This is a genomic window from Pseudomonas sp. RIT-PI-AD, assembly GCF_025642785.1.
Taxonomy (GTDB): Bacteria; Pseudomonadota; Gammaproteobacteria; order Pseudomonadales; family Pseudomonadaceae; genus Pseudomonas_T.
The window spans coordinates 76,832-98,356 of record NZ_JANZKU010000010.1 but is presented as its reverse complement, the minus strand read 5'-3'; the positions used below and the strand labels follow the sequence as shown (position 1 = coordinate 98,356).

Genomic DNA, 21,525 nt, shown 5'->3' with positions numbered 1-21,525 from the left:
CGAGGCGGGTTTTCGACGCGTCCGGCGCATGGCCGCGCAAATCAAGGCGCGGGCGGCTCGGACAGCAGCTCGGGCGCCTGGGTGCGCAGGCTGTCGCGGAGCATTTCCAACTGTTGCAGGGCGCCGCGCGCCTCGTCCAGTTCCGCCGCGCTGCGTTCGCCGCCTTGGGCGGCGTCCTCGATCCGCGCGCGGATCGCCGGAATCTGCTGCACCCCGGCGATATAAGCCTGGGCCTGGCGGCGTTCCTCGTCGGCCTGGAACGCCGCATAGGCCTGGGGATCGGCGAGCGTCGCCGCCGTTGCCGGACGCCGCGGGCGCAAGCCACCCAGGGCCGGGCTGCGTGGGTCGCCGCGTTCGATCATCACCTGCATGAGCACTTGGGCGGCCTCGGCATCCAGGCCTGGTGGCGAGTCCGTCTCGGCGACCTTGGCCGTCGGCGCCGGCAGGGCGGGACGGGATACCCGCGGTGCCGGCGGGGGCGACCACGTCCCGGCCTCCGCCAGGGGCGCGCCGCGGGGGACCGCCGCGACCGCGGGAGGCGCGGGCGCCGGGTCCGCCTCCGCCAGATAGACCACTGCCGCCACCGCGCTCGCGGCGCAGCCCAGGGCGGCGGCCAGCCAGCGCATCACAGGCCGTCCACCCGCGCCCGCGCCATCTGCTCGTCGAGGCGCGCCTGGAGCTGCGCGGCGATCCGTTCGCGGGCCACCGCCTGGTCGACCTCCGCGCGCACCGCCGGGTCTTCCAAGGGCAGTTGGCGATCCTCGCGCTCGCCCACCCGGATGATCTCGAAGGCGCCGTCGATCAGCATCGGCCGCGACAGGGTATCGGCCTTCTGGATCAGCGCCGCCTTGTGCAGCAGGTCCAGGCGGGGGTCGGCGGTGTGGATGATTCCGAGGTCGCCGGGCGGGTCCAGGGCCTTGTCCGCGGCCTGGGAATGGCGCCGCACCGCCTCGTCGAACGCCAGGCCGGCCTGCAACTCGGCATAGACCCGGTCGGCGCTGGCCTGGTCGGCCAGGCGCAGGTGCGCCGCGCGCACCCGGGCGACGTTGCGATAACGTTCGCCGTGGCGCTGGTAATAGGCGCGCGCCTCGGCATCGCCAACCTGGCGGGCGGCCGCTTGCAGGTACGCCGACGTCTGGTGCAGCTCGTCGGTGAGACCCACCTGGCGCAGGTAGGCCTGCCGGACCAGCTTGTCGCGCACGATGCGTCGCAGGCCGTCGCGCTCGGCCGCGCCGAAGCCCTGCTCCGCCAGCCGCTGCCAACGGTAGGCACGGCGCAGGCGCCGGTCGGCGCGTTGCTCCAGGTAGTCCAAGTTGCCTTCCTGGAGTTCGGCGCGGCCCTGCACCTCCTCGGCCTCGTAGAGGTCGAGCAGGTCGAGGACCTCGGGCGCGCCGCCGGCGAAGCGCCAGACCCGGACCCGGGTCGCGGCGGCCGCCGCACGCTGCCCGGCGTCCAGGGCCTGGCTGTCGAGGCGCAGGCCGTTGCCGCGCGGCGCGAGCAGCGCGCGCAGGCGCGCCGCGTCGAGGCCGTCGTCGGGCAGGCGGAACGCCTGGAGGTCGGCCTCGAGCCGTTCGCCGTAGACCAGCTCCACCAGGCGCTCGGCCTCGTCGTCCACCTGGGCGTCGAGCGCCCGGCGTTGCCGTTCCGGCAGGCCGGCTTCCTCCTGCCGCGCCAGCAGGCGGTTTTCCACCAGGCCCCGGCGCACCCGCAGCGGGTCGCCGCCCGGATGCAGGCGGGCCAACGCCTGCTGCACCAGGTCGACGCTGGCGGCGGGCAAGCGCTCGCCGTCGATGCTCAGGTCCGGGCCGGCCAGTGCCGGCAGGGCACCGGCCAGCCAGGTGACGAAGGCCAGCCCGGCGAGCGTCCGGCGCGGCCTACAGGCTGCCTTGCGCATAGAAGCTATTGGCGGCTTTGGTGAGCACCGCGGCGGTCAGCGCCACCGATTGCGGGATCAGCTCGCGGGCCAGGCGCCGGCGGGTGGCGTCGCTGGTGTCGTAGAGCGGTTCGGGGTTCTGGTAGGCGATCTGCGCGGTCTGGGTGATCAGGTCGCGCAGCGGCTGGCGGGTGTCGTAGACGGCGATCCGGTTGGCCACCGCCGCCGGGTCGGCGAAGCCTTCGGCGAGGTAGCGGTCGTCGACCCAGCCTTCCCAACTGGTGTGGCCGTTAGCCGAGGTGACCCAGGAATGGTGCGGCTGGCCCACGTCGCCGGTGGCGTGCAGCACGTAGCCGATGGTCTGCAGCGACGGCGCCGCCTTGAACTGCTCGAACCAGTAGTTGGCGAGGTTATCGATGGGCTGGAAGGCGGTGGTCTGGAAGTCGCCGTAATCGCGCTGCCAGTCGGACCGGCTGCCCTGGCGGTAATGCGCCTCGGTGGTGTCGAAGTCGCTCTTGAGCAGCTCGCGGTTGTACAGGTAGATCATCGCGTAGCGGTCCACGTCGCTGATGCTACCGTCGACCTTGTGGTAGCGGTAGTCGTAGCCGCCGTGGTCGTTGCCATGCACGTCGCCCTGGCGGCCCATGTCGATGAAATGCCAGTAGGAGGTGTAGTTGACCAACGAAGCCGCCGCGTCGCCCATGGGTGCGTACTCGTAGCCGACCCACCAACCGCCGAGGTGGGTGTCCTGGAAATCGTCGACGTCGTAGGCGGCCTGGCCGAGGATTTCCCCGGCCTTGGCCTCGCTACCGGCGGCACCGACGTAGAACTGGTAGGCGCGCTTCATCTCCGGCGTGGCATAGGCCGAATTGAGGAAGGCCAGGGCGTCCTTGGCGATGTTCTTGTGGGTCGGTTGCGACCAGGCGGCCGCGTGGCCGGCGACCAGGCAGAGGCCGGCGGCGGAGACGAAAGCGAACAGGGATGGCGACATGGGACACACTCGGTAAGGGTGGGGTCCCGGTAGTTATAAAAGCGGAAAATGGCAGTCGTATTGCAAAATCCGGCCAAAAGGTACTTTCGTACCAATTGGCAGGGCGAGCAGGCTGTCCCTCGCTCAGGCGGTCAACAGGCGGCGCATTTCCGCGAGCACCGGCGCGGTCCGCGGGCGCACGCCGCGCCAGACGAAGAAGGCTTCCGCCGCCTGTTCCACCAGCATGCCGAGGCCGTCCAGCGCGCGCGCCGCGCCCTGCTCCAGGGCCCAGCGGCAGAAGGCGGTGGGCTCGCTGGCGTACATCATGTCGTAGCACAGCGTATGGCCGCGGCGGATCAGCGCCGGGTCGATGGGCGGCCGCTCGCCGGCGAGGCTGGCGGAGGTGCCGTTGACGATCAGGTCGAAGGGCCCTTCGAGGGCTTCGAAGCCGCTTCCCGAGACCCGGCCCAGGTCGGCGAAGCGCTCGGCCAGGTGCTCGGCCTTGTGCGCGGTGCGGTTGGCCAGGGTGAGCGTGGCCGGGCCTTCGCCGAGCAGCGGTTCGAGCACCCCGCGCACCGCGCCGCCGGCGCCGAGCAGGAGGATCCGGGTACCGCCCAGGGCGAAGCCGGCGTTGCCGGTGAGGTCGCGCACCAGGCCGGCGCCGTCGGTGTTGTCGCCGTAGAGGCGGCCATCGGCGAGTTTCTTCAGGGTGTTCACCGCGCCGGCGCGCTCGGCCCGCTCGCTGAGGACGTCGGCCAGGCGATAGGCCTCCTCCTTGAACGGCACGGTGACGTTGGCACCGCGGCCTTCGGCGAAGAAGGCGCGGGCGAACCCGGCGAAATCCTCCAGGGGCGCCAGCAGCGCCTCGTAGGCCAGGGCCTCGCCGGTCTGCTCGGCGAAGCGCCGCTGGATCAGCGGCGATTTGCTGTGGCCGATGGGGTTGCCGAAAACGCCGTAACGGTCCATGGGACTCCTTTGATCGAGGGTGCGCGCAGCGGTGGGGAACGCCCGGCGGGCTCAGCCCGGCGTGCCCAGCCAGTCGCGGTCGGTGAGGAAATACTCGGTGAGGCGGGCCTCCGCGCTGCCCGGCTCGGGGTGCCAGTCGTAGCCCCAGCGCACCTGCGGCGGCAGCGACATGAGGATCGATTCGGTGCGGCCGCCGGATTGCAGGCCGAACAGGGTGCCGCGGTCGTACACCAGGTTGAACTCCACGTAGCGGCCGCGGCGGAAGGCCTGGAACTCGCGTTGGGCCTCGTCGAACGGCTGCGCCTTGCGCCGCTGCACGATGGGCAGGTAGGCCTCCAGGTAGGCGTCGCCGATGGCGCGGAGGAAGGCGAAGCTGGTGTCGAAGTCCCACTCGTTGAGGTCGTCGAAGAACAAGCCGCCGATGCCCCGCGGTTCGTTGCGGTGCTTGAGGTGGAAATAACGGTCGCACCAGGCCTTGTAGCGCGGATACACCTCGTCGCCGAAGGGCGCGCAGGCATCCCGCGCCACCCGGTGCCAGTGCTGGCAATCCTCTTCGACGCCGTAATAGGGGGTGAGGTCGAAGCCGCCGCCGAACCACCAGACCGGCGCCTCGCCCTCCTTCTCCGCGACGAAGAAGCGCACGTTGGCGTGGGAGGTGGGCACGTGGGGGTTGCGCGGGTGGATCACCAGGGACACGCCGAAGGCCTGGAAGCCGCGCCCGGCCAGCTCCGGCCGGTGCGCGCTGGCGGACGGCGGCAGGTTGCTGCCGAACACATGGGAAAAGTTGACCCCGCCCTTCTCGACCAGCGCGCCGTTCTCCATCACCCGGGTGCGCCCGCCGCCGCCGCCGGGGCGGGTCCAGGCGTCCTCGATGAACCGGCTGCCCGCGTCCTCGGCCTCCAGGGCGGCGCAGATGCGGTCTTGCAGGTCGAGCAGGTAGGCTTTCACGGCCTCGATGGATTCAATCACGGCGTCACCTTGGGTGCGGGTCCGGCGCCGCCACCGAGGGCGGGCGGGGTTGTCGACGAATGCGCGGCCGCGCCTGGGCGGGCGGCGACGGCGCGCTAGCATACCACCCGCCTCCGCCGCCCGCGGTTGACAGCGGGCCGGCGGGCGGCTTGGATAGATCGTTCGACCGATGACCCCGGAGGGACGCAGCCCTTTCGCTCGGCGCGGGGGCGCGCTCTTCCCGTACAGAGGAACCCGCATGACCAAACGAATCCAGTTCAGCACCCATGGCGGCCCGGATGTCCTCGAATACGTCGACTACCGCCCCGCCGAGCCCGGCCCCCACGAAGTGCGGGTACGCAACCGGGCGATCGGCCTCAACTTCATCGACACCTATTTCCGCACCGGCCTGTACGCGCCGCCCGCGCTGCCTTCCGGACTGGGCACCGAGGGCGCCGGCGAGGTGGACGCGGTGGGCAGCGCCGTGCGGCACCTGAAGGTCGGCGACCGCGTCGGCTACGCCCTCGGGCCACTGGGCGCCTATGCCGAGCTGCACGTGCTGCCCGCCGACAAACTGGTGCGCCTGCCCGACACCATCGACTACGAGCAGGCCGCGGCGGTGATGCTCAAGGGCCTGACCGTGCAGTACCTGCTGCGCCAGACCGCGCCCCTGAAGAGCGGCGATACCGTGCTGTTCCACGCCGCCGCCGGGGGCGTCGGCTCCATCGCCTGCCAGTGGGCCAGGGCGCTCGGGGTGCGGCTGATCGGCGTGGTCGGCTCGCCGGAGAAGGCCGAGCGAGCCAAGGCCCTGGGCGCCTGGGCGACCATCGACCGCAGCCGCGAGGACATCGTGGAGCGGGTACGCGAGCTGACCGAGGGGCGCAAGTGCCCGGTGGTCTACGACTCGGTGGGCAAGGACACCTGGGAGATCTCCCTGGACTGCGTGGCGCCGCGTGGCCTGCTGGTCAGCTTCGGCAATGCCTCCGGCCCGGTCAACGGGGTCAACCTGGGGGTGCTGGCGCAGAAGGGTTCGCTGTTCGTCACCCGGCCGACCCTGGCCAATTACGCCGACAACGCGGAACGCCTGCAGGCCATGGCCGACGAATTGTTCGAGATGATCGCCAGCGGCAAGATCGCCGTGGAAGTCGGCCAGCGCTATGCCCTGCGCGACGCCGCCGAAGCGCAGGCCGCGTTGACGTCACGGAAGACCACCGGTTCCACCGTGCTGCTGCCCTGATCCGCCCGGCTCGGCGCCGAGGAGGCCGCCGAGCCTAGGGTCGCCTCAGGCCGGCCGGATCACCCGGCCGCTGACCAGGTCACGGATCAGGCTGGGGTTGCGCCGGCCGCCGAGGGCGCCCCCGAGGACGCCGTCCAGGCGGTCGCCGAAGTATTGGCGTACCCGCAGCCGGCTGACGGCGGCGGGGCGCCCGGCGGGATTCGCCGAGGTCGACACCAGCGGCCCGGTCAATGCGCACAGCTCGCCCACCAGGGGGTGATCGCTGACCCGCAGGGCCACGCTGTCGTGCTCGCCGGTGATCCATTCCGGCAGCCGCTCGCGGTGCGGCACCAGCCAGGTGTTGGGCCCCGGCCAGGTGCTGGCGAGGCGCTGCAGCCAGGCGTCGGGCAGGTCCTCCAGGAGAAAGTCGAACTGGCGGATGGTGTCGGCCACCAGGATCAGCCCCTTCGACGGAGAGCGGTCCTTCAACGCCAACAACCGATACACCGCGTCCTCGTCCCAGGGGTCGCATCCCAGGCCCCACACCGCTTCGGTGGGATAGGCGATGACCCCACCCTGGCGGATCACCCGCGCCGCCCGCTGCACTCGCCAACTGCTGACCATCGCTTCGCTCCGGTAAATCTGGATCGGCGCAGTTTACAGGGCCCGCGCGCGCGCGGGCCGGTTTCGCGCGGCATTTGCCGCGGGTCACGGGTTCAGGCGGTCGCGCCGCGGTAGACCCAGCGCCCGGCCTCGCAGGCAACCAGGCCGTCCAGTTCCAACTCGGTGAGGGCGGCGAGCGTGCGCGGCATCGGCCAGCCGGCGGCCAGCGCCAGGCCCTCGCTGCTCTGCGGCGCGGCGCGAAGCAGGCTCAGCAAGGGCGACTCGGCGGGATCGACCGGCTTCGGCACGGGCGCCAGCGCCTGCCAGCCGCGCAAGGCCTCGAGGATATGCTCGACGCTTTCCACCAGGGTGGCGCCGTCGCGGATCAACTGGTGGCAACCGCGCGCGCCGGGATGATGGATCGAGCCGGGGATCGCGTAGACCTCGCGGCCCTGCTCGGCGGCCAGCCGCGCGGTGATCAGCGAGCCGCTGGAGGGGCTGGCCTCCACCACCAGCACGCCCAGGGACAACCCGCTGATCAGGCGATTGCGGCGGGGGAAATTGCCGGCCTGGGGCGGGCTGTCCAGCGGCAGTTCGGACACCAGGGCACCGCCTTCGGCGACGATGCGCGCGGCCAGGCCGGCATGCCGGGGCGGATAGAGCCGCTGCAGGCCGGTGCCGAGCACCGCCACGGTCTCCCCGGCGGCGTCCAGCGCGCCCAGGTGGGCGGCGCCGTCGATGCCCAGCGCCAGTCCGCTGGTGATGACGAAGCCGGCGCCGGCCAGGGCGCGGGAAAACCGCCGGGCGCTGTCGAGCCCCGGCGCGCTGGCGCGGCGGCTGCCGACGATCGCCAATTGCGGCTTTTCCAGGATCGTCGGGACGCCGGCGACGAACAGCAGCGGCGGGGCGTCGTCGAGCTCGGCGAGCAAGGCCGGATAGCTCGGCTCGTCCCACATGACCAGGTGGTGCGCCGGGTCGTCCAGCCAGCCCAGGGCCGCGGCCGCCCGCTCGCGGATTTCCGCGCTGCGACGCGGCTCGGCGCAGCTGTCGGGCAGGCCGAGGGCGCGCCAGGCGGCGGCCGGGGCACTGAGGGCGGACGAGGCGCTGTCGAAGGCGGACAGCAAGCGGCGGAAACGCCGGGGCCCGAGGTCCGGCAGGCAATGCAAGCGCAGTCGGGCTTCCAGCTCGGCCGGCGAGACCGGCGCGGAAGAGAGGTGAGGCATGTCGATCATCCTTGATCGTCGCCGCCGCAGCGGACGGTGGAACGAAAAACCCCGCCGGGGAGGCGGGGTTCGGTGTTACGGGTTGCGGACCTTGTCGAGCACCGACAGCTGCCGGGTGGCGACGAGGATCAGGCCATAGCTGAGCTTGTCGTAGGTGCGGAACACCATCAGCAGGCCGGAGCGCTCATCGGGGATCTTCACCCGCTCGCCGGTGAGGCGGTCGCGCACGCTTTCGCCGGTCTTGTACACGGCGAGCACGTTGCCCTCGGTAAGGCCGTCGCGCTTGCCCTTGTTGATGGTCACCACGTCGAACTGGCCGACCTGGGTCACGCCGCGCGGCACGTCGAGGATCACGCCCTTGATCTCGTTGCTCGGCTCGCTGGGCATGAAGGTGGAATTCACCGCGCGCTCCTCGGTGGGGAACAGGCGGTCGCCCAGGCGCACTTCCTGGGTCGAGCGGGTCAGCGAGAGGGTCGCCACGTCGCCTTCCACCGCGACCATGTCGCCGCTGCCGATGTCGTCGGCGTTGATGCCGAGGAATTCCTGGGTTTCCGGGTCGAGGTAGGTCCGGCCCTGGCGGAAGATGCCGTAGGCCGGCTGGTTATCCTCGAAATGACCGCGGGCGTAGATGCGGTCGCCGGTGCCGCTGAGCACCCGCTCGGCGTTGCCGGCCACTATATAAGGCACGCCGTTAAACTGTTCCGGCGTATCCAGGATGCGGTTGCTGATCAGGAAGCTGTTGATGGCCTCCAAGGGAATCGCCGGGATCGCTTCGGCCATCGGCGTGCTGCGCACTTTCGGCGACAGCTTGATGGTGCCGCGCGAAGCGCCGCGGTTGAGCATCAGCCGAGGCTGCCCATCCACGTAGGTGAGGGTGAGGGTGTCACCGGGGTAGATCAGATGAGGATTGGCCACCTGAGGGTTGGCGTGCCAGATTTCCGGCCACTTCCAGGGCTCCCGCAGGAACCGCCCGGAAATGTCCCACAGGGTATCGCCCCTGACCACCGTGTAGCTTTCCGGATGCCCGTCCCTGAGCTGTACGGCGGCCTGCGCCAGGCCACTGGCGGCCAGCAGCAGCAGGGCGAGTAATGATTTCCTCATGCGGTGAATCCCTTTATTATGTTCGTTCACACTTTGACGGCTGCGAGCCGCCCCAACCGGGCTCTACAGGCGTTTTTCAATGCTGCTCATCATCTTAGCAGCGGATTTTGAATTTATTCTACAAGTGCATCACAAACCCATATGGCGATTCTGAATATCCTCGAATTTCCCGATCCGCGTCTGCGCACCCTCGCCAAGCCGGTGGATGTGGTCGACGATGGGCTGCGCGCGTTGATCGACGATATGTTCGAAACCATGTACGCCGCACCCGGCATCGGCCTCGCCGCGACCCAGGTGAACGTGCACAAGCGGGTGGTGGTGATGGACCTGTCCGAGGACAAATCCGAACCGCGGGTCTTCATCAATCCCGAATTCGAGACCCTCACCGAGGAACTGGAGCAGTACCAGGAAGGCTGCCTGTCGGTGCCCGGCTTCTACGAGAACGTCGAGCGGCCGCAGAAGGTGCGGATCAAGGCGCTGGACCGCGACGGCAAGCCCTTCGAGCTGATCGCCGAGGGATTGCTGGCGGTGTGCATCCAGCACGAGTGCGACCACCTCAACGGCAAGCTGTTCGTCGACTACCTGTCCACCCTCAAACGCGATCGGATCAAGAAGAAGCTGGAGAAGCAGCACCGCCAGCAGGCTTGAAGGCCGATCCCAAAGGCTTGCTCCGGCAAGCCTTTTTCTTTTCCGGAGCCTAGGTTCTCCGCGCCCATTCCAAGGAGCCCGATCTTGCGCATCGTTTTCGCCGGCACGCCGGAGTTCGCCGCCCACCACCTGCAGGCTCTGCTGGACGCCCGGCAGCCGGTCGTCGCCGTCTACACCCAGCCGGATCGCCCGGCCGGACGCGGCCAGAAACTGATGCCCAGCCCGGTCAAGCAGTTGGCCGAGCGCCACGGCATTCCCGTGCTGCAACCCGCCAGCCTGCGCGATCCCGCCGCGCAGGCCGAACTGGCCGCGCTGGCGCCGGACCTGATGCTGGTGGTCGCCTACGGGCTGATCCTGCCCCAGGCGGTGCTGGACATCCCGCGCCTGGGCTGCATCAACAGTCACGCCTCGCTGCTCCCGCGCTGGCGCGGCGCCGCGCCGATCCAGCGGGCGCTGGAGGCCGGCGATGCCGAGTCGGGCGTCACCGTCATGCGCATGGAAGCCGGGCTCGATACCGGGCCGATGCTGCTCAAGAGCGCCACGCCGATCGGCGCCGACGACACCGGCGGCAGCCTGCACGACCGCCTGGCCGTGCTGGGCGCGGCGGCCGTGGTGCAGGCGCTGGAAGGCCTCGCGGCCGGCACCCTGCTCGGCGAAATCCAGGACGACGCCCTCGCCACCTACGCCCACAAGCTGAATAAAGAAGAAGCGCGGCTCGACTGGCAGCGTCCGGCACGGGAGCTGGAACGGCGTATCCGCGCGTTCGACCCCTGGCCGGTGTGCCACACCGGTCTGGACGGGGACACCCTCAAGGTATGGGCGGCGCGCCTGGGCGAAGGCCGCGGCGCGCCGGGCGAAATCGTCGCCGCCAGCCGCGAGGGCCTCGGCGTCGCCTGCGGGGAAGGCGTGCTGACGCTGACCCGGCTGCAACTGCCCGGCGGCAAGCCGCTGCCGTTCGCCGACCTGTTCAACAGCCGCCGCGAGCAATTCGCCGTCGGCAAGGTCCTGGGCCGATGAATCCGCGTCTCGCCGCGGCCCGCGCCCTGGGCGCCGTGCTCGCGGGCAAGGCGTCGCTGGGCGGCAGCCTGCCGGCACAACTGGAGCGCGTCGAGGCGCGCGACCGCGGCCTGGCCCAGGAACTGGCGTTCGGCGCGGCCCGCTGGCAACCGCGCCTGGCCGCGCTCGCCGAGCGCCTGCTGCAGAAGCCGTTCCGGGCCGCCGACAAGGACGTGGAGGCCCTGCTGCTGATCGGTCTCTATCAGTTGCTGCATACGCGCATCCCGCCCCACGCCGCCATCGGCGAGACCGTCGGCTGCGTCGAGGCATTGAAGAAGCCCTGGGCCAAGGGCCTGCTCAACGCCGTGCTGCGCAACGCGCAACGCGACGGCGCCGCGCTGTTCGCCGAGCTGGAGCGCGACCCGGTGGTGCGCAGCGCCCATCCGCGCTGGCTGCAAAAGGCGCTGAAAGCGGCCTGGCCGGAGCACTGGGAAGACATCTGCGCGGCCAACAACCTGCATCCGCCGCTGATCCTGCGGGTCAACCGCCGCCAGGGCGACCGCGACGCCTACCTGACCGAGCTGCGCGACGCCGGGATCGAGGCCATGCCCTGTGCCTTCAGCGCCGACGGCATCCGCCTGGCCCAGGCGCAGGACGTGAAGGCCCTGCCGGGCTTCGCCGAGGGCCGCCTGAGCGTGCAGGACGAGGCGGCGCAGCTGGCCGCCGGCCTGCTCGAGCTGGCCCCCGGGCAACGGGTGCTCGACGCCTGCTGCGCGCCGGGCGGCAAGACCTGCCACCTGCTGGAGCGCGAACCGGCGCTGGCCGAGGTGGTCGCCCTCGACTTGGAGCCCGGCCGCCTGCAACGGGTGCGCGAGAACCTCGACCGGTTGCGCCTGAACGCCACGCTGATCGCCGCCGACGGCCGCGACACCGCCGCCTGGTGGGACGGCCGGCCGTTCCAGCGAATCCTGCTGGACGCGCCCTGCTCCGCCACCGGGGTGATCCGTCGCCATCCGGACATCAAGCTGACCCGCCAGGCCGACGACGTGGCGGCGCTGGCGCAGTTGCAGGGCGAACTGCTCGATGCGCTGTGGCCGACCCTCGAAGTGGGCGGCGTGCTGCTCTACGCCACCTGCTCGGTGCTGCCGCGGGAAAACAGCGAGAACATCGCCGCGTTCCTCGCCCGCACCCCCGGCGCGCGGGAACTGGACCTGGCCACCGACGCCGGCCTGAAGGTCGCCCACGGCCGCCAGTTGCTGCCGCAGCCGGAAGGCCACGACGGTTTCTACTATGCCAAGCTGATCAAGATCGCCGCCGCGCCGCGCGGCTGAGGAAGGCACACGGATGAAAATCATCATTCTCGGCGCCGGGCAGGTCGGCGGCACCCTGGCCGAGCACCTGGCCAGCGAGGCCAACGACATCACCGTGGTCGATACCGACGGCGAGCGCCTGCGCGACCTCGGCGACCGCCTGGATATCCGCACCATCCAGGGCCACGGGTCGTTCCCCACGGTGCTGCGCCAGGCCGGCGCCGACGACGCCGACATGCTGGTGGCGGTGACCAACAGCGACGAGACCAATATGGTCGCCTGCCAGGTGGCCTACACGCTGTTCCACACCCCGACCAAGATCGCCCGGGTGCGCGAGACGGCCTACCTGTCCCGCGCCGGGCTGTTCGACAACGAAGCCATCCCGGTGGACGTGCTGATCAGCCCGGAACAGGTGGTGACCAACTACATCAAGCGCCTGATCGAATACCCCGGTGCCCTGCAGGTGATCGACTTCGCCGAGGGCAAGGCGCAATTGGTGGGGGTGCGCGCCTACTACGGCGGCCCGCTGGTGGGCCAGGAGCTGCGCCAGTTACGCGCGCACATGCCCACGGTGGACACCCGGGTGGCGGCGATCTACCGGCGCAACCGGCCGATCACGCCCCAGGGCGACACGGTGATCGAGGCCGACGACGAGGTGTTCTTCATCGCCGCCAAGGCCCACATCCGCGCGGTGATGAGCGAAATGCGCCGCCTCGAGGACAGCTACAAGCGGATCGTCATCGCCGGCGGCGGCAACGTCGGCGAGCGCCTGGCGGAAGCCATCGAGAGCCGCTACCAGGTGAAGATCATCGAGAAGAGCGCGGCACGCTGCCGGCACCTGTCCGACAGCCTGGACAGCACCGTGGTGCTGCAGGGCAGCGCCTCGGACCGCGACCTGCTGCTGGAAGAGAACATCGACGCCACCGACATCTTCCTGGCCCTGACCAACGACGACGAGGCCAACATCATGTCCTCGCTGCTGGCCAAGCGCATGGGCGCACGCAAGGTGATGACGCTGATCAACAACCCCGCCTACGTGGACCTGGTGCAGGGCGGCGACATCGACATCGCCATCAGCCCGCAACTGGCGACCATCGGCACCCTGCTCACCCACGTGCGCCGGGGCGACATCGTCAGCGTCCACTCGCTGCGCCGGGGCGCGGCGGAGGCGATCGAGGCCATCGCCCACGGCGACTCGCGCTCGAGCAAGGTGGTCGGGCGCCGGGTCGGCGACATCGACATGCCGCCGGGCACCACCATCGGCGCGATCATCCGCGACGAGGAAGTGCTGATCGCCCATGGCGACACGGTGATCGCCTCGGGCGACCACGTGATCCTGTTCCTGGTGGACAAGAAGCACATCCGCGACGTGGAGCGGCTGTTCCAGGCGGGGCTGACCTTCTTCTGAGGGCCGCGCCGGCCCCTGGGCTCCGTACCAAGTGCCTGCGCTCGGTGACGTTGCGTTAAAACAGGCGCGGTAGGCTCATTGACGGCGCGTAAACTCCGCCTCTTCGCCTGTTTTCGCTTGGCCTGACCTTCGCTTGGTGACTTTTCGTACAGACCTCAGGAGCGTGCGGATGCTGCAATCCCTGGAAAACCTGCTGGCCAAGGGCACCGACAATGCCCTGCTGCGCTTTGGCCTCGGCAAGGGCTACCTGGACGCGGGCGACGCCGCGCAAGCGGCGCTGCACCTGCGCCGCTGCGTGGAACAGGACCCGGCCTATTCCGCCGCCTGGAAACTGCTGGGCAAGGCGTTGCAGGCGGATGACGATCCGGCGGGGGCCCGGGAGGCCTGGCAACGGGGCCTGGAAGCCGCCCAGGCCCGTGGCGACAAGCAGGCGGAAAAGGAAATGACGGTGTTCCTGCGCAAGCTGGCGCGTTCCGCACCCTGACCCTTCGCGCGCCATCGGCGCGCCGTTCCAAGGGGCCTAGGGTGCCTCTCCGCTATGGCCGTCTCGGGGCGGCGTCGTGGCCCGTCGTGTCCGGGTGACGCGCTTCGCGCGGAGCGCCACCGGTGCGGAGTCAATTCGCCAGTGCCGGACGCTGGCCGAGCATCCGCACGATGGCGTTGAGCAGCATGCCGTAGAGCGGCACGAACAGGATCAGGCTGACGCTCAGCTTCACCCCGTAGTCGACGGTGGCGATTTCCACCCAGTGCTCGGCCATGAAAGGGTTGGTGCTGTGCCAAAAGGCGACGGAGAAGAAGCTGAAGGTGTCCAGCAGGTTGCCCAGCACCGTGGCGGCGGTGGGGGCGATCCACCACTGCGGCAGGCGGCGCAGCCGGTCGAACACTTGGATATCGAGGATCTGGCCCAGTACGTAGGCGAAGAAGCTCGCCAGGGAAATGCGCAGGACGAACAGGTTGAATTCGAGCAAAGCGCCGAGGCCGCGGAACTCGGCCTCCTGGAACAGCACCGAGACCACGTAGGAGGCCAGCAGCGCCGGCAGCATCACCCGGGCGATGACCTGGCGCGCCGAGGCCTTGCCGAGCAGGCGCACGGTGAGGTCGGTGGCGAGAAAGATGAACGGGAAGCTGAAGGCGCCCCAGGTGGTCTGCCAGCCGAACAGGGTCATCGGCAACTGCACCAGATAGTTGCTGGCGATGATGACCAGGATGTGGAAAGCGATCAGGCCGGCCAGCGTCAGGCGCTGCGCCGAGGGCGAGAAAAGCGGCATGGGGCGTCCTTTTTTTGCAGGCTATGGGGTGAGGGAACCCATTCAGGTGCCGCATCGACGCGGCGCCGGCCATTCTACCGGCTTCGTTCCCGCGCCAGGGGACATCCGTCGGAAAACCCCGCGCGATGGAGGCCAGGCCTGGCGCCCGGCGAGCACCAGGTCCGCCGAGAAGCCTGACGGGCGACGCCGTGGCGCCAGGGCCGCCGCCTGGCCCGCCTCATTCCTCGCCGACGAAGCGCAGCCCGGCGCCGTCGGCGTCCACCCGCATGATCTCCAGTTGCAACACCGGCGCGTCCATCGGCAGGTCCTGGACCTGCCCGGTGACGCGCGTCCCCAGGGGCAGGGCGGCGAGACTGGCGTCGCGGATATAGACGCCGCCGTCCGAGAGGTCGCGGGTCTGGGCGATCAATTCACCGAAGCTGGGATGGACGATCTTGATTCGGCACTTCATCGGGATGCGCGGGTGTTCGCGTTGGTTGGGTCCGGACCGCTTGCTGGACATGGGGGCTCGCCATTGGCAAAGGGAAGGGGCTGGCGTCTACGAAACGGCCTGCGTCCGCCGTGCCGGAGGCGGCGAAACCGTCTCCGAAACGACACCCGAACATTTCGTACAGCACTAGATAGCGCAAAAATCCACCGCCGCCCAGCCTTCGCCCCTCAGTACCAGCGGCTTTCGCCCTCGGGACGCTTCTTGAAGCGCTTCATGCTCCACATGTACTGGCTGGGATAGCGCCGCACGTAGCCTTCCAGCACCCGGCTCATGGCCGCCACGCCGACCTGGGGATCGGGGTCGTAGATGTCCGCCGGCGCCGCCTCGAGGATCACCTTGTAGCCGGACCCGTCCTCCAGCCGCACCGCATGGAAGAACACCCCGCGCGCCTTGGTGCGGGCGAGCAGGGACGGCACGAACTTGCTGGTCAGCGCCTGGGTGCCGAGGTAGGGCACGAAGATCCCGGCGCTCAGGGCCGGTTCGGGATCGGCGGGAATCCCCACGCAGCCGCCGCGCTTCACTTCCTTGATGACGCTGAGGATGCCTTCCGGGGTGGAAGGCGCGACCCGGTTGCCGAGCTGTACGCGCTGCTTCTTCAGCAGGTCGTCCACCGCCTTGAGCTTCGGCGGCCGGTAGAAAATGATCGGCTTGGCGTGGGAACAGTAGAAGTGGTTGAGCACTTCCCAGTTGCCCAGGTGGCTGGTGATGCCCACCAGGCCGGCGCCGGAATCCAGGGCCTCGCGGAGCACGTCCATGCCCTCGACCTCGCGGATCAGGCGCAGGGACTTCTCCGCCGGCCAGATCCAGGCGCAGGCGCTTTCGGTGAGGGTCCGGCCGATGTCCCTCAGGCTGCGCCGCACCAGCCGTTCGTGGGCCTCGGCGTCCAGTTCGGGGAAACACTTGGCGAGGTTGATGCGCACCACCGAGCGGGCGCGGGTCGGCAGTTTCCACATCAGCCAGCCGATGAGCCCGCCCAGGCCTTGCACGACGCGCCAGGGCAGCAGGGCGAACAGGCGCAGGAAACCGACGACCAAGGCGCCTTTGAACTTCTCCACGGAACACTCCTGAAAACGGGGGCGGGTATTCTACCCGCCTTGGGCAGGACGCAGGCGACCCCGTCGGCCAGGCGACGGCTCAGTCGATCGGGTGTGGGTGGCGGTCGCAGTCCAGGGTGTGGTCCATCACCATGCCGGTCGCCTGCATGTAGGCATAGCAGATGGTCGGGCCGACGAAGGTGAAGCCCGCCTTCTTCAGCGCCTTGCTCATCGCCTCGGCCTCCGCGGTGACCGCCGGCACTTCGCTGCGCTCGCGGAAACGGTTGATCCTCGGCGCGCCGCCGACGAACGACCAGAGCCAGCCCGCCGGGTCCTCCAGCGCCAGCCAGGCGCGCGCATTCTGCCGCGCGGCCTTGAGTTTCAGGCGATTGCGGATGATGCCGGGGTCGCGCATGCGCGCCTCGATTTCCTCGTCGGTCATCCGCGCCAGGCGCTGGGGGTCGAAGCCGAACAACACCTCGCGGTAGCGCGCGCGCTTCTTCAACACGGTGATCCACGACAGCCCGGCCTGGAAGCCCTCCAGCAGGAGCATCTCGAACAATGCCTGCGGGTCGCGCTTCGGCACGCCCCATTCCTCGTCGTGGTAGGCGATGTAGAGGGGGTCGTCGGTGCACCAGGAGCAGCGCGGCATGGGCGGTCATCCTCGGGGGTCGGGCCGATACTATAGCCGCCCAGGCTGTATGCCCGTACAGCCACGGGCAGATTCTTGCCCGTCGTGGACCCATGGAGGCGCGCGGACCCGTCTCCGCCGCCGACGCAGGGGCGCCGACGGGCGCGACCGCTCGGCACGGCACCGCACGCGGCCGCACCGCCGCTTCGGGTATACTCCCGGGCTTTCTGTCGCAGCCCCACAGGTGAATTTTTCGTGAGCCAGCCTACGCCTGCCGTGCGCACCTTCCAGGATTTGATTCTCGCCCTCCAGCGCTATTGGGCCGAGCAGGGCTGCGTGGTGCTGCAGCCCTACGACATGGAAGTGGGTGCCGGCACTTTTCACACCGCCACCTTCCTCCGCGCCATCGGCCCGGAGACCTGGAACGCCGCCTACGTGCAGCCCAGCCGCCGTCCCACCGACGGCCGCTACGGCGAGAACCCCAACCGCCTGCAGCACTACTACCAGTTCCAGGTCGTGCTCAAGCCGAACCCGGAGAACTTCCAGGAGCTCTACCTGGGTTCGCTGGAGGCCATCGGCCTCGACCCGCTGGTGCACGACATCCGTTTCGTCGAGGACAACTGGGAATCGCCGACCCTCGGCGCCTGGGGCCTGGGTTGGGAAATCTGGCTGAACGGCATGGAAGTCACCCAGTTCACCTACTTCCAGCAAGTGGGCGGCATCGAGTGCTACCCGGTGACCGGCGAGATCACCTATGGCCTGGAACGCCTGGCCATGTACCTGCAAGGCGTGGACTCGGTCTACGACCTGGTGTGGACCGACGGCCCCTTCGGCATCGTGACCTACGGCGACGTGTTCCACCAGAACGAGGTGGAGCAGTCCACCTACAACTTCGAGCACGCCAACGTGCCCAAGCTGTTCGAGCTCTTCGACTTCTACGAATCCGAGGCCAATCGCCTGAGCCAATTGGACCTGCCGCTGCCGACCTACGAAATGGTGCTCAAGGCGTCCCATACCTTCAACCTGCTGGATGCGCGCCGGGCCATCTCGGTGACCGAGCGCCAGCGCTACATCCTGCGCGTGCGCACCCTGGCCCGCGCCGTGGCGCAGAGTTACCTGGAGGCGCGCGCACGCCTCGGCTTCCCCATGGCGCCCGCCGCGCTGCGCGATGAAGTGCTGATGCGCGACGAAGTACTGGCCAAGCTGAAGGAGTCTGCGCAATGAGTGCACAGGATTTTCTCGTCGAACTGGGCACCGAAGAGCTGCCGCCGAAAGCCCTGAAAACCCTCGGCGACGCCTTCCTCGCCGCGGTGGAGCAGGGCCTCAAGGCCGCCGGCCTGGGCTATGTGGCCGCCCGCGTCTACGCCGCGCCGCGGCGCCTGGCGATCCAGGTCGACCAACTCGCCGACCAGCAGCCGGACCGCAGCGTCAACCTCGACGGCCCGCCGTTGCAGGCCGCCTTCGACGCCGACGGCAACCCGACCCAGGCCGCCCTCGGCTTCGCCAAGAAATGCGGCGTCGACCTGGAGCGCATCGATCGCAGCGGCCCCAAGCTGCGCTTCAGCCAGGACATTCCCGGCCAACCGGCGCTCCAGCTGTTGCCCGGCATCGTCGAGAGCGCCCTGGCCGGCCTGCCGATTCCCAAGCGCATGCGCTGGGCCGCGCGCCGCGAGGAGTTCGTCCGCCCGACCCAGTGGCTGGTGATGCTGTTCGGCGAGCAGGTGGTCGAGTGCGAGATCCTCGCGCAGAAGGCCGGTCGCGAATCCCGCGGCCATCGCTTCCATCACCCCGACCCGGTGCGCATCGGCCAGCCGTCGAGCTACCTGCAGAACCTGCGCAGCGCCCACGTGCTGGCGGACTTCGCCGAGCGCCGCGAGCTGATCGCCAAGCGCATCGAAGTGCTCGCCGCCGAGCAACAGGGACGGGCGGTGGTGCCGCCGGCCCTGCTGGACGAGGTCACCGCCCTGGTGGAATGGCCGGTGCCGCTGGTGTGCTCGTTCGAGGAACGCTTCCTCGAAGTGCCCCAGGAGGCGTTGATCACCACCATGCAGGACAACCAGAAGTATTTCTGCCTGCTCGACGCCGCCGGCAAGCTGCTGCCACGCTTCATCACGGTCGCCAACATCGACAGCAAGGATCCGGCGCAGATCGTCGCCGGTAACGAGAAGGTCGTGCGGCCGCGCCTCACCGACGCCGAGTTCTTCTTCAAGCAGGACAAGAAGCAGAAGCTGGAAAGCTTCAACGAACGCCTGAAGCACGTGGTCTTCCAGGCCCAGCTGGGCAGCCTCTACGACAAGGCCGAGCGGGTTTCCGCCCTGGCCGCCTTCGTCGCCCCGCAGATCGGCGCCGACGCCCAGCGCGCCGCCCGCGCCGGCCTGCTGGCCAAGTGCGACCTGGCCACCGAGATGGTCGGCGAGTTCCCGGAGATGCAGGGCATCGCCGGGCACTACTACGCGCTCAACGACGGCGAGGCGCCGGACGTGGCCCAGGCGCTGAACGAGCAGTACATGCCCCGCGGCGCCGGCGCCGAGTTGCCGCAGAGCCTCACCGGCGCCGCCCTGGCGGTGGCCGACAAGCTCGACACCCTGGTCGGCATCTTCGGCATCGGCATGTTGCCCACCGGCAGCAAGGACCCCTTCGCCCTGCGTCGCCAGGCCCTGGGCATCCTGCGCATCCTCATCGAGAAGCGCCTGGACCTGGACCTGACCCAGGCGGTGAACTTCGCCATCCAGCGCTATGGCGCCAAGGTGAAGAGCGCCGGGCTCGCCGAGCAGGTGCTGGAGTTCATCTTCGACCGCCTGCGCGCGCGCTACGAGGACGAGGGCATCGACGTCGCCGCCTACCTGGCGGTGCGCGCGCTGAATCCGGTTTCCGCCCTGGACTTCGACCAGCGCGTGCAGGCCGTGCAGGCGTTCCGCCGGTTGCCCGAGGCCGATGCGCTGGCGGCGGTGAACAAACGCGTCTCCAACCTGCTGAGCAAGGCCGAGGGCCAGGTGCCGGCGGCGGTGGAAGCGCATTACTTCGACAACCCCAGCGAATTCGCCCTCTATGCGGCGATCCAGCAGGCCGATCACGCGGTGCAGCCAATGGCCGCCGAGCGGCGCTACGGCGAAGCCCTGGAACGCCTGGCCAAGCTGCGCGAACCGGTCGACGCCTTCTTCGAGGCGGTGCTGGTGAATGCCGAGGACCCCAGGGTCCGGGCCAACCGCTACGCCTTGCTGGCACGCCTGCGCGGGCTGTTCCTCGGCGTCGCGGACATCTCGCTGCTCGGCTGAAGACCCGGGTGCCGCTGTATGGCGGCACCCGGCCACCCCGTTCAACCGCCTCACAGGGGTGCCACGACCCCGAGCGAATACGATGAAACTGCTGATTCTCGACCGCGACGGTGTCATCAACCAGGACTCCGATGCCTACATCAAGACCCTGGAGGAATGGTTGCCGCTGCCCGGCGCCCTGGAGGCCATCGCCCGGCTGTCCAAGGCTGGCTGGACCGTGGCGGTGGCCACCAACCAGTCCGGGCTCGCCCGTGGCTACTACGACCTGGCCACCCTCGAAGCGATGCACGCGAGCCTGCGCGAGCGGGTGGCGGCGCTGGGCGGCGAGGTGGGGCTGATCGTGCATTGCCCCCATGGGCCCGACGAGGGCTGCGACTGCCGCAAGCCGAAGCCCGGCCTGCTGGTGCGGATCGCCGCCCACTACGGCGTCCCGCTGGCCGGCGTGTGGTACGTGGGCGACCGCCTCGGCGACCTGCAGGCCGCGCTGGCCGTCGGTTGCCAGCCGGTGCTGGTGCGCACCGGCAAGGGTGCCCGCACCCTTGAATCCCCCCTCCCGGCTACCACACTGGTATTCGACGATCTGGCGGCCGTCGCCGCCCGGCTCATTGGTTAAAAGGTCCGATTCGATGTCGACACTGCAGGTCCTGCGTACCCTTCTGTTCTACCTGCTGTTGTCCTCCAGCTCGTTCTTCTGGTGCATCCTCAGCGTCTTCGTCGCGCCCTTCCTGCCGTTCCGCGCCCGCTACCGCTTCGTCATCCAGAACTGGTGCCGCTCGGCGGTCTGGCTGGCGCGGGTGGTGGTCGGCATCCGCTACGACATCCAGGGCCTGGAGCACCTGCCGGCGCGCCCCTGCGTGATCCTCGCCAAGCACCAGAGCACCTGGGAAACCTTCTTCCTCTCCGGGCTGTTCGAGCCGCTGAGCCAGGTGGTGAAACGGGAACTGCTCTTCGTGCCGTTCTTCGGCTGGGCGATGGCCATGCTGCGTCCGATCGCCATCGACCGCGCCAACCCCAAGGCCGCGCTCAAGCAGCTCGCCAAGCAGGGCAACGAATGCCTGGCCAAGGGCGCCTGGGTGCTGGTGTTCCCGGAAGGCACCCGGGTGCCGATGGGCAAGATCGGCAAGTTCTCCCGCGGCGGCGCGGCGTTGGCGGTCAATGCCGGGGTACCCGTCCTACCCATCGCCCACGACGCCGGCCGCTTCTGGCCGAAGGAAGGCTGGGCCAAGTATCCCGGCACCATCCGCGTGGTCATCGGCCCGGCGATGCAGGCGGAAGGGCAGGGCCCGCGCGCCATCGCCGAACTGAACGACAGGGCGTTCCGCTGGATCGAGCAGACCCAGCGCGAGCTGGGCGCCCTGGATGCGGAAGGCTACGTCGAGGAACGCTCGTCGGCGTCGGTGTGACGCGAACTGTGGATAAACTGTGCACGATATGTGCTAAAAAGTGCGCTTTAATCCTGTAAGCCTTTGAATGTGAAGGCTAATTCTTGAGGCGAAAACAGCCCTCGCGGCGTGCATAACTTTCGTCGCCCGAACCTGGAAAGCCGGCCTGGAGCCGGCTTTTTT

22 protein-coding genes are annotated in these 21,525 nt (G+C 69.4%); 10 read left to right on the top strand and 12 right to left on the bottom strand.

Annotated elements, in window-relative coordinates:
• Window positions 1-41: 41 nt before the first annotated feature.
• From OGL92_RS11160 to hemF, 5 genes are all read right to left on the bottom strand, one after another.
• Window positions 42-626: a hypothetical protein gene (locus OGL92_RS11160; RefSeq protein WP_263143675.1), complete on the bottom strand. Its 585-nt coding sequence runs from the start codon at window positions 624-626 to the stop codon at window positions 42-44.
• Window positions 626-1,894 (bottom strand): peptidyl-prolyl cis-trans isomerase, encoded by a 1,269-nt coding sequence (locus OGL92_RS11155; protein WP_263143674.1) that lies wholly within the window; start codon window positions 1,892-1,894, stop codon window positions 626-628. The genes OGL92_RS11160 and OGL92_RS11155 overlap by 1 nt, the downstream gene beginning before the upstream one ends.
• On the bottom strand, window positions 1,875-2,864 hold the full coding sequence (locus tag OGL92_RS11150) for a hypothetical protein (protein WP_263143673.1): 990 nt from the start codon (window positions 2,862-2,864) through the stop codon (window positions 1,875-1,877). The genes OGL92_RS11155 and OGL92_RS11150 overlap by 20 nt, the downstream gene beginning before the upstream one ends.
• Window positions 2,865-2,987: 123 nt before the next feature.
• Window positions 2,988-3,809, bottom strand: a complete 822-nt coding sequence (gene aroE / locus OGL92_RS11145; RefSeq protein ID WP_263143672.1) for a shikimate dehydrogenase — start codon at window positions 3,807-3,809, stop codon at window positions 2,988-2,990.
• A gap of 51 nt (window positions 3,810-3,860) precedes the next feature.
• Window positions 3,861-4,778 carry an oxygen-dependent coproporphyrinogen oxidase gene (gene hemF, locus OGL92_RS11140; protein WP_263143671.1) on the bottom strand — a complete coding sequence of 306 codons (918 nt, stop codon included), beginning with the start codon at window positions 4,776-4,778 and terminating at the stop codon, window positions 3,861-3,863.
• A gap of 238 nt (window positions 4,779-5,016) precedes the next feature.
• On the opposite strand from hemF, the gene OGL92_RS11135 reads away from it, so the two are divergent.
• Window positions 5,017-5,994 carry an NADPH:quinone reductase gene (locus OGL92_RS11135; protein ID WP_263143670.1) on the top strand — a complete coding sequence of 326 codons (978 nt, stop codon included), beginning with the start codon at window positions 5,017-5,019 and terminating at the stop codon, window positions 5,992-5,994.
• Window positions 5,995-6,039: 45 nt separating this feature from the next.
• Here the strand turns inward: OGL92_RS11135 and OGL92_RS11130 are convergent, their stop codons facing one another.
• The 3 genes from OGL92_RS11130 to OGL92_RS11120 all read right to left on the bottom strand — a co-directional run bounded on the left by OGL92_RS11130 (window position 6,040) and on the right by OGL92_RS11120 (window position 8,900).
• Window positions 6,040-6,597, bottom strand: a complete 558-nt coding sequence (locus OGL92_RS11130; RefSeq protein ID WP_263143669.1) for a Sua5/YciO/YrdC/YwlC family protein — start codon at window positions 6,595-6,597, stop codon at window positions 6,040-6,042.
• A 92-nt stretch (window positions 6,598-6,689) separates the two neighbouring features.
• The gene (gene dprA / locus OGL92_RS11125; protein ID WP_263143668.1) at window positions 6,690-7,799 is read right to left on the bottom strand and encodes a DNA-processing protein DprA; all 1,110 of its coding nucleotides are present in this window, start codon (window positions 7,797-7,799) and stop codon (window positions 6,690-6,692) included.
• A 75-nt stretch (window positions 7,800-7,874) separates the two neighbouring features.
• Entirely contained in the window at window positions 7,875-8,900 is a 1,026-nt protein-coding gene (locus OGL92_RS11120; RefSeq protein ID WP_263143667.1) for a LysM peptidoglycan-binding domain-containing protein, read from the bottom strand.
• Window positions 8,901-9,041: 141 nt separating this feature from the next.
• Between OGL92_RS11120 and def the strand changes: the two genes are divergently transcribed.
• The 5 genes from def to OGL92_RS11095 all read left to right on the top strand — a co-directional run bounded on the left by def (window position 9,042) and on the right by OGL92_RS11095 (window position 13,746).
• Window positions 9,042-9,548, top strand: coding sequence for a peptide deformylase (gene def / locus OGL92_RS11115; RefSeq protein ID WP_263143666.1), 507 nt, complete (start codon window positions 9,042-9,044; stop codon window positions 9,546-9,548).
• A gap of 84 nt (window positions 9,549-9,632) precedes the next feature.
• Window positions 9,633-10,565 (top strand): methionyl-tRNA formyltransferase, encoded by a 933-nt coding sequence (gene fmt / locus OGL92_RS11110; RefSeq protein WP_263143665.1) that lies wholly within the window; start codon window positions 9,633-9,635, stop codon window positions 10,563-10,565.
• Window positions 10,562-11,875 carry a 16S rRNA (cytosine(967)-C(5))-methyltransferase RsmB gene (gene rsmB, locus OGL92_RS11105; protein WP_263143664.1) on the top strand — a complete coding sequence of 438 codons (1,314 nt, stop codon included), beginning with the start codon at window positions 10,562-10,564 and terminating at the stop codon, window positions 11,873-11,875. Before fmt ends, rsmB begins: the two co-directional genes overlap by 4 nt.
• A 13-nt stretch (window positions 11,876-11,888) precedes the next feature.
• Window positions 11,889-13,262 (top strand): Trk system potassium transporter TrkA, encoded by a 1,374-nt coding sequence (gene trkA / locus OGL92_RS11100; protein WP_263143663.1) that lies wholly within the window; start codon window positions 11,889-11,891, stop codon window positions 13,260-13,262.
• 169 nt (window positions 13,263-13,431) lie between these two features.
• The gene (locus OGL92_RS11095) at window positions 13,432-13,746 is read left to right on the top strand and encodes a tetratricopeptide repeat protein (protein WP_263143662.1); all 315 of its coding nucleotides are present in this window, start codon (window positions 13,432-13,434) and stop codon (window positions 13,744-13,746) included.
• Between the two features lie 130 nt (window positions 13,747-13,876).
• On the opposite strand, the gene OGL92_RS11090 is transcribed toward OGL92_RS11095, so the two are convergent.
• The 4 genes from OGL92_RS11090 to OGL92_RS11075 all read right to left on the bottom strand — a co-directional run bounded on the left by OGL92_RS11090 (window position 13,877) and on the right by OGL92_RS11075 (window position 16,706).
• The gene (locus OGL92_RS11090; protein WP_263143661.1) at window positions 13,877-14,530 is read right to left on the bottom strand and encodes a 7-cyano-7-deazaguanine/7-aminomethyl-7-deazaguanine transporter; all 654 of its coding nucleotides are present in this window, start codon (window positions 14,528-14,530) and stop codon (window positions 13,877-13,879) included.
• Between the two features lie 217 nt (window positions 14,531-14,747).
• Window positions 14,748-15,032, bottom strand: coding sequence for a PilZ domain-containing protein (locus tag OGL92_RS11085; RefSeq protein WP_263143660.1), 285 nt, complete (start codon window positions 15,030-15,032; stop codon window positions 14,748-14,750).
• 155 nt (window positions 15,033-15,187) lie between these two features.
• A complete protein-coding gene (locus OGL92_RS11080; protein WP_263143659.1) occupies window positions 15,188-16,075 on the bottom strand; it encodes a lysophospholipid acyltransferase in 888 nt (295 codons plus the stop codon).
• A gap of 79 nt (window positions 16,076-16,154) precedes the next feature.
• Complete coding sequence (locus tag OGL92_RS11075; RefSeq protein WP_263143658.1) at window positions 16,155-16,706, bottom strand: DNA-3-methyladenine glycosylase I; 552 nt, start codon at window positions 16,704-16,706, stop codon at window positions 16,155-16,157.
• A 234-nt stretch (window positions 16,707-16,940) separates the two neighbouring features.
• Between OGL92_RS11075 and glyQ the strand changes: the two genes are divergently transcribed.
• The 4 genes from glyQ (at window position 16,941) to OGL92_RS11055 (ending at window position 21,363) form a co-directional block, all read left to right on the top strand.
• Complete coding sequence (gene glyQ, locus OGL92_RS11070) at window positions 16,941-17,909, top strand: glycine--tRNA ligase subunit alpha (RefSeq protein WP_263143657.1); 969 nt, start codon at window positions 16,941-16,943, stop codon at window positions 17,907-17,909.
• On the top strand, window positions 17,906-19,960 hold the full coding sequence (gene glyS, locus OGL92_RS11065) for a glycine--tRNA ligase subunit beta (RefSeq protein WP_263143656.1): 2,055 nt from the start codon (window positions 17,906-17,908) through the stop codon (window positions 19,958-19,960). Before glyQ ends, glyS begins: the two co-directional genes overlap by 4 nt.
• A gap of 82 nt (window positions 19,961-20,042) precedes the next feature.
• A complete protein-coding gene (gmhB, locus tag OGL92_RS11060) occupies window positions 20,043-20,573 on the top strand; it encodes a D-glycero-beta-D-manno-heptose 1,7-bisphosphate 7-phosphatase (protein WP_263143655.1) in 531 nt (176 codons plus the stop codon).
• Window positions 20,574-20,586: 13 nt separating this feature from the next.
• Window positions 20,587-21,363 (top strand): lysophospholipid acyltransferase family protein, encoded by a 777-nt coding sequence (locus OGL92_RS11055; RefSeq protein WP_263143654.1) that lies wholly within the window; start codon window positions 20,587-20,589, stop codon window positions 21,361-21,363.
• The last annotated feature ends 162 nt before the right edge of the window (window positions 21,364-21,525 follow it).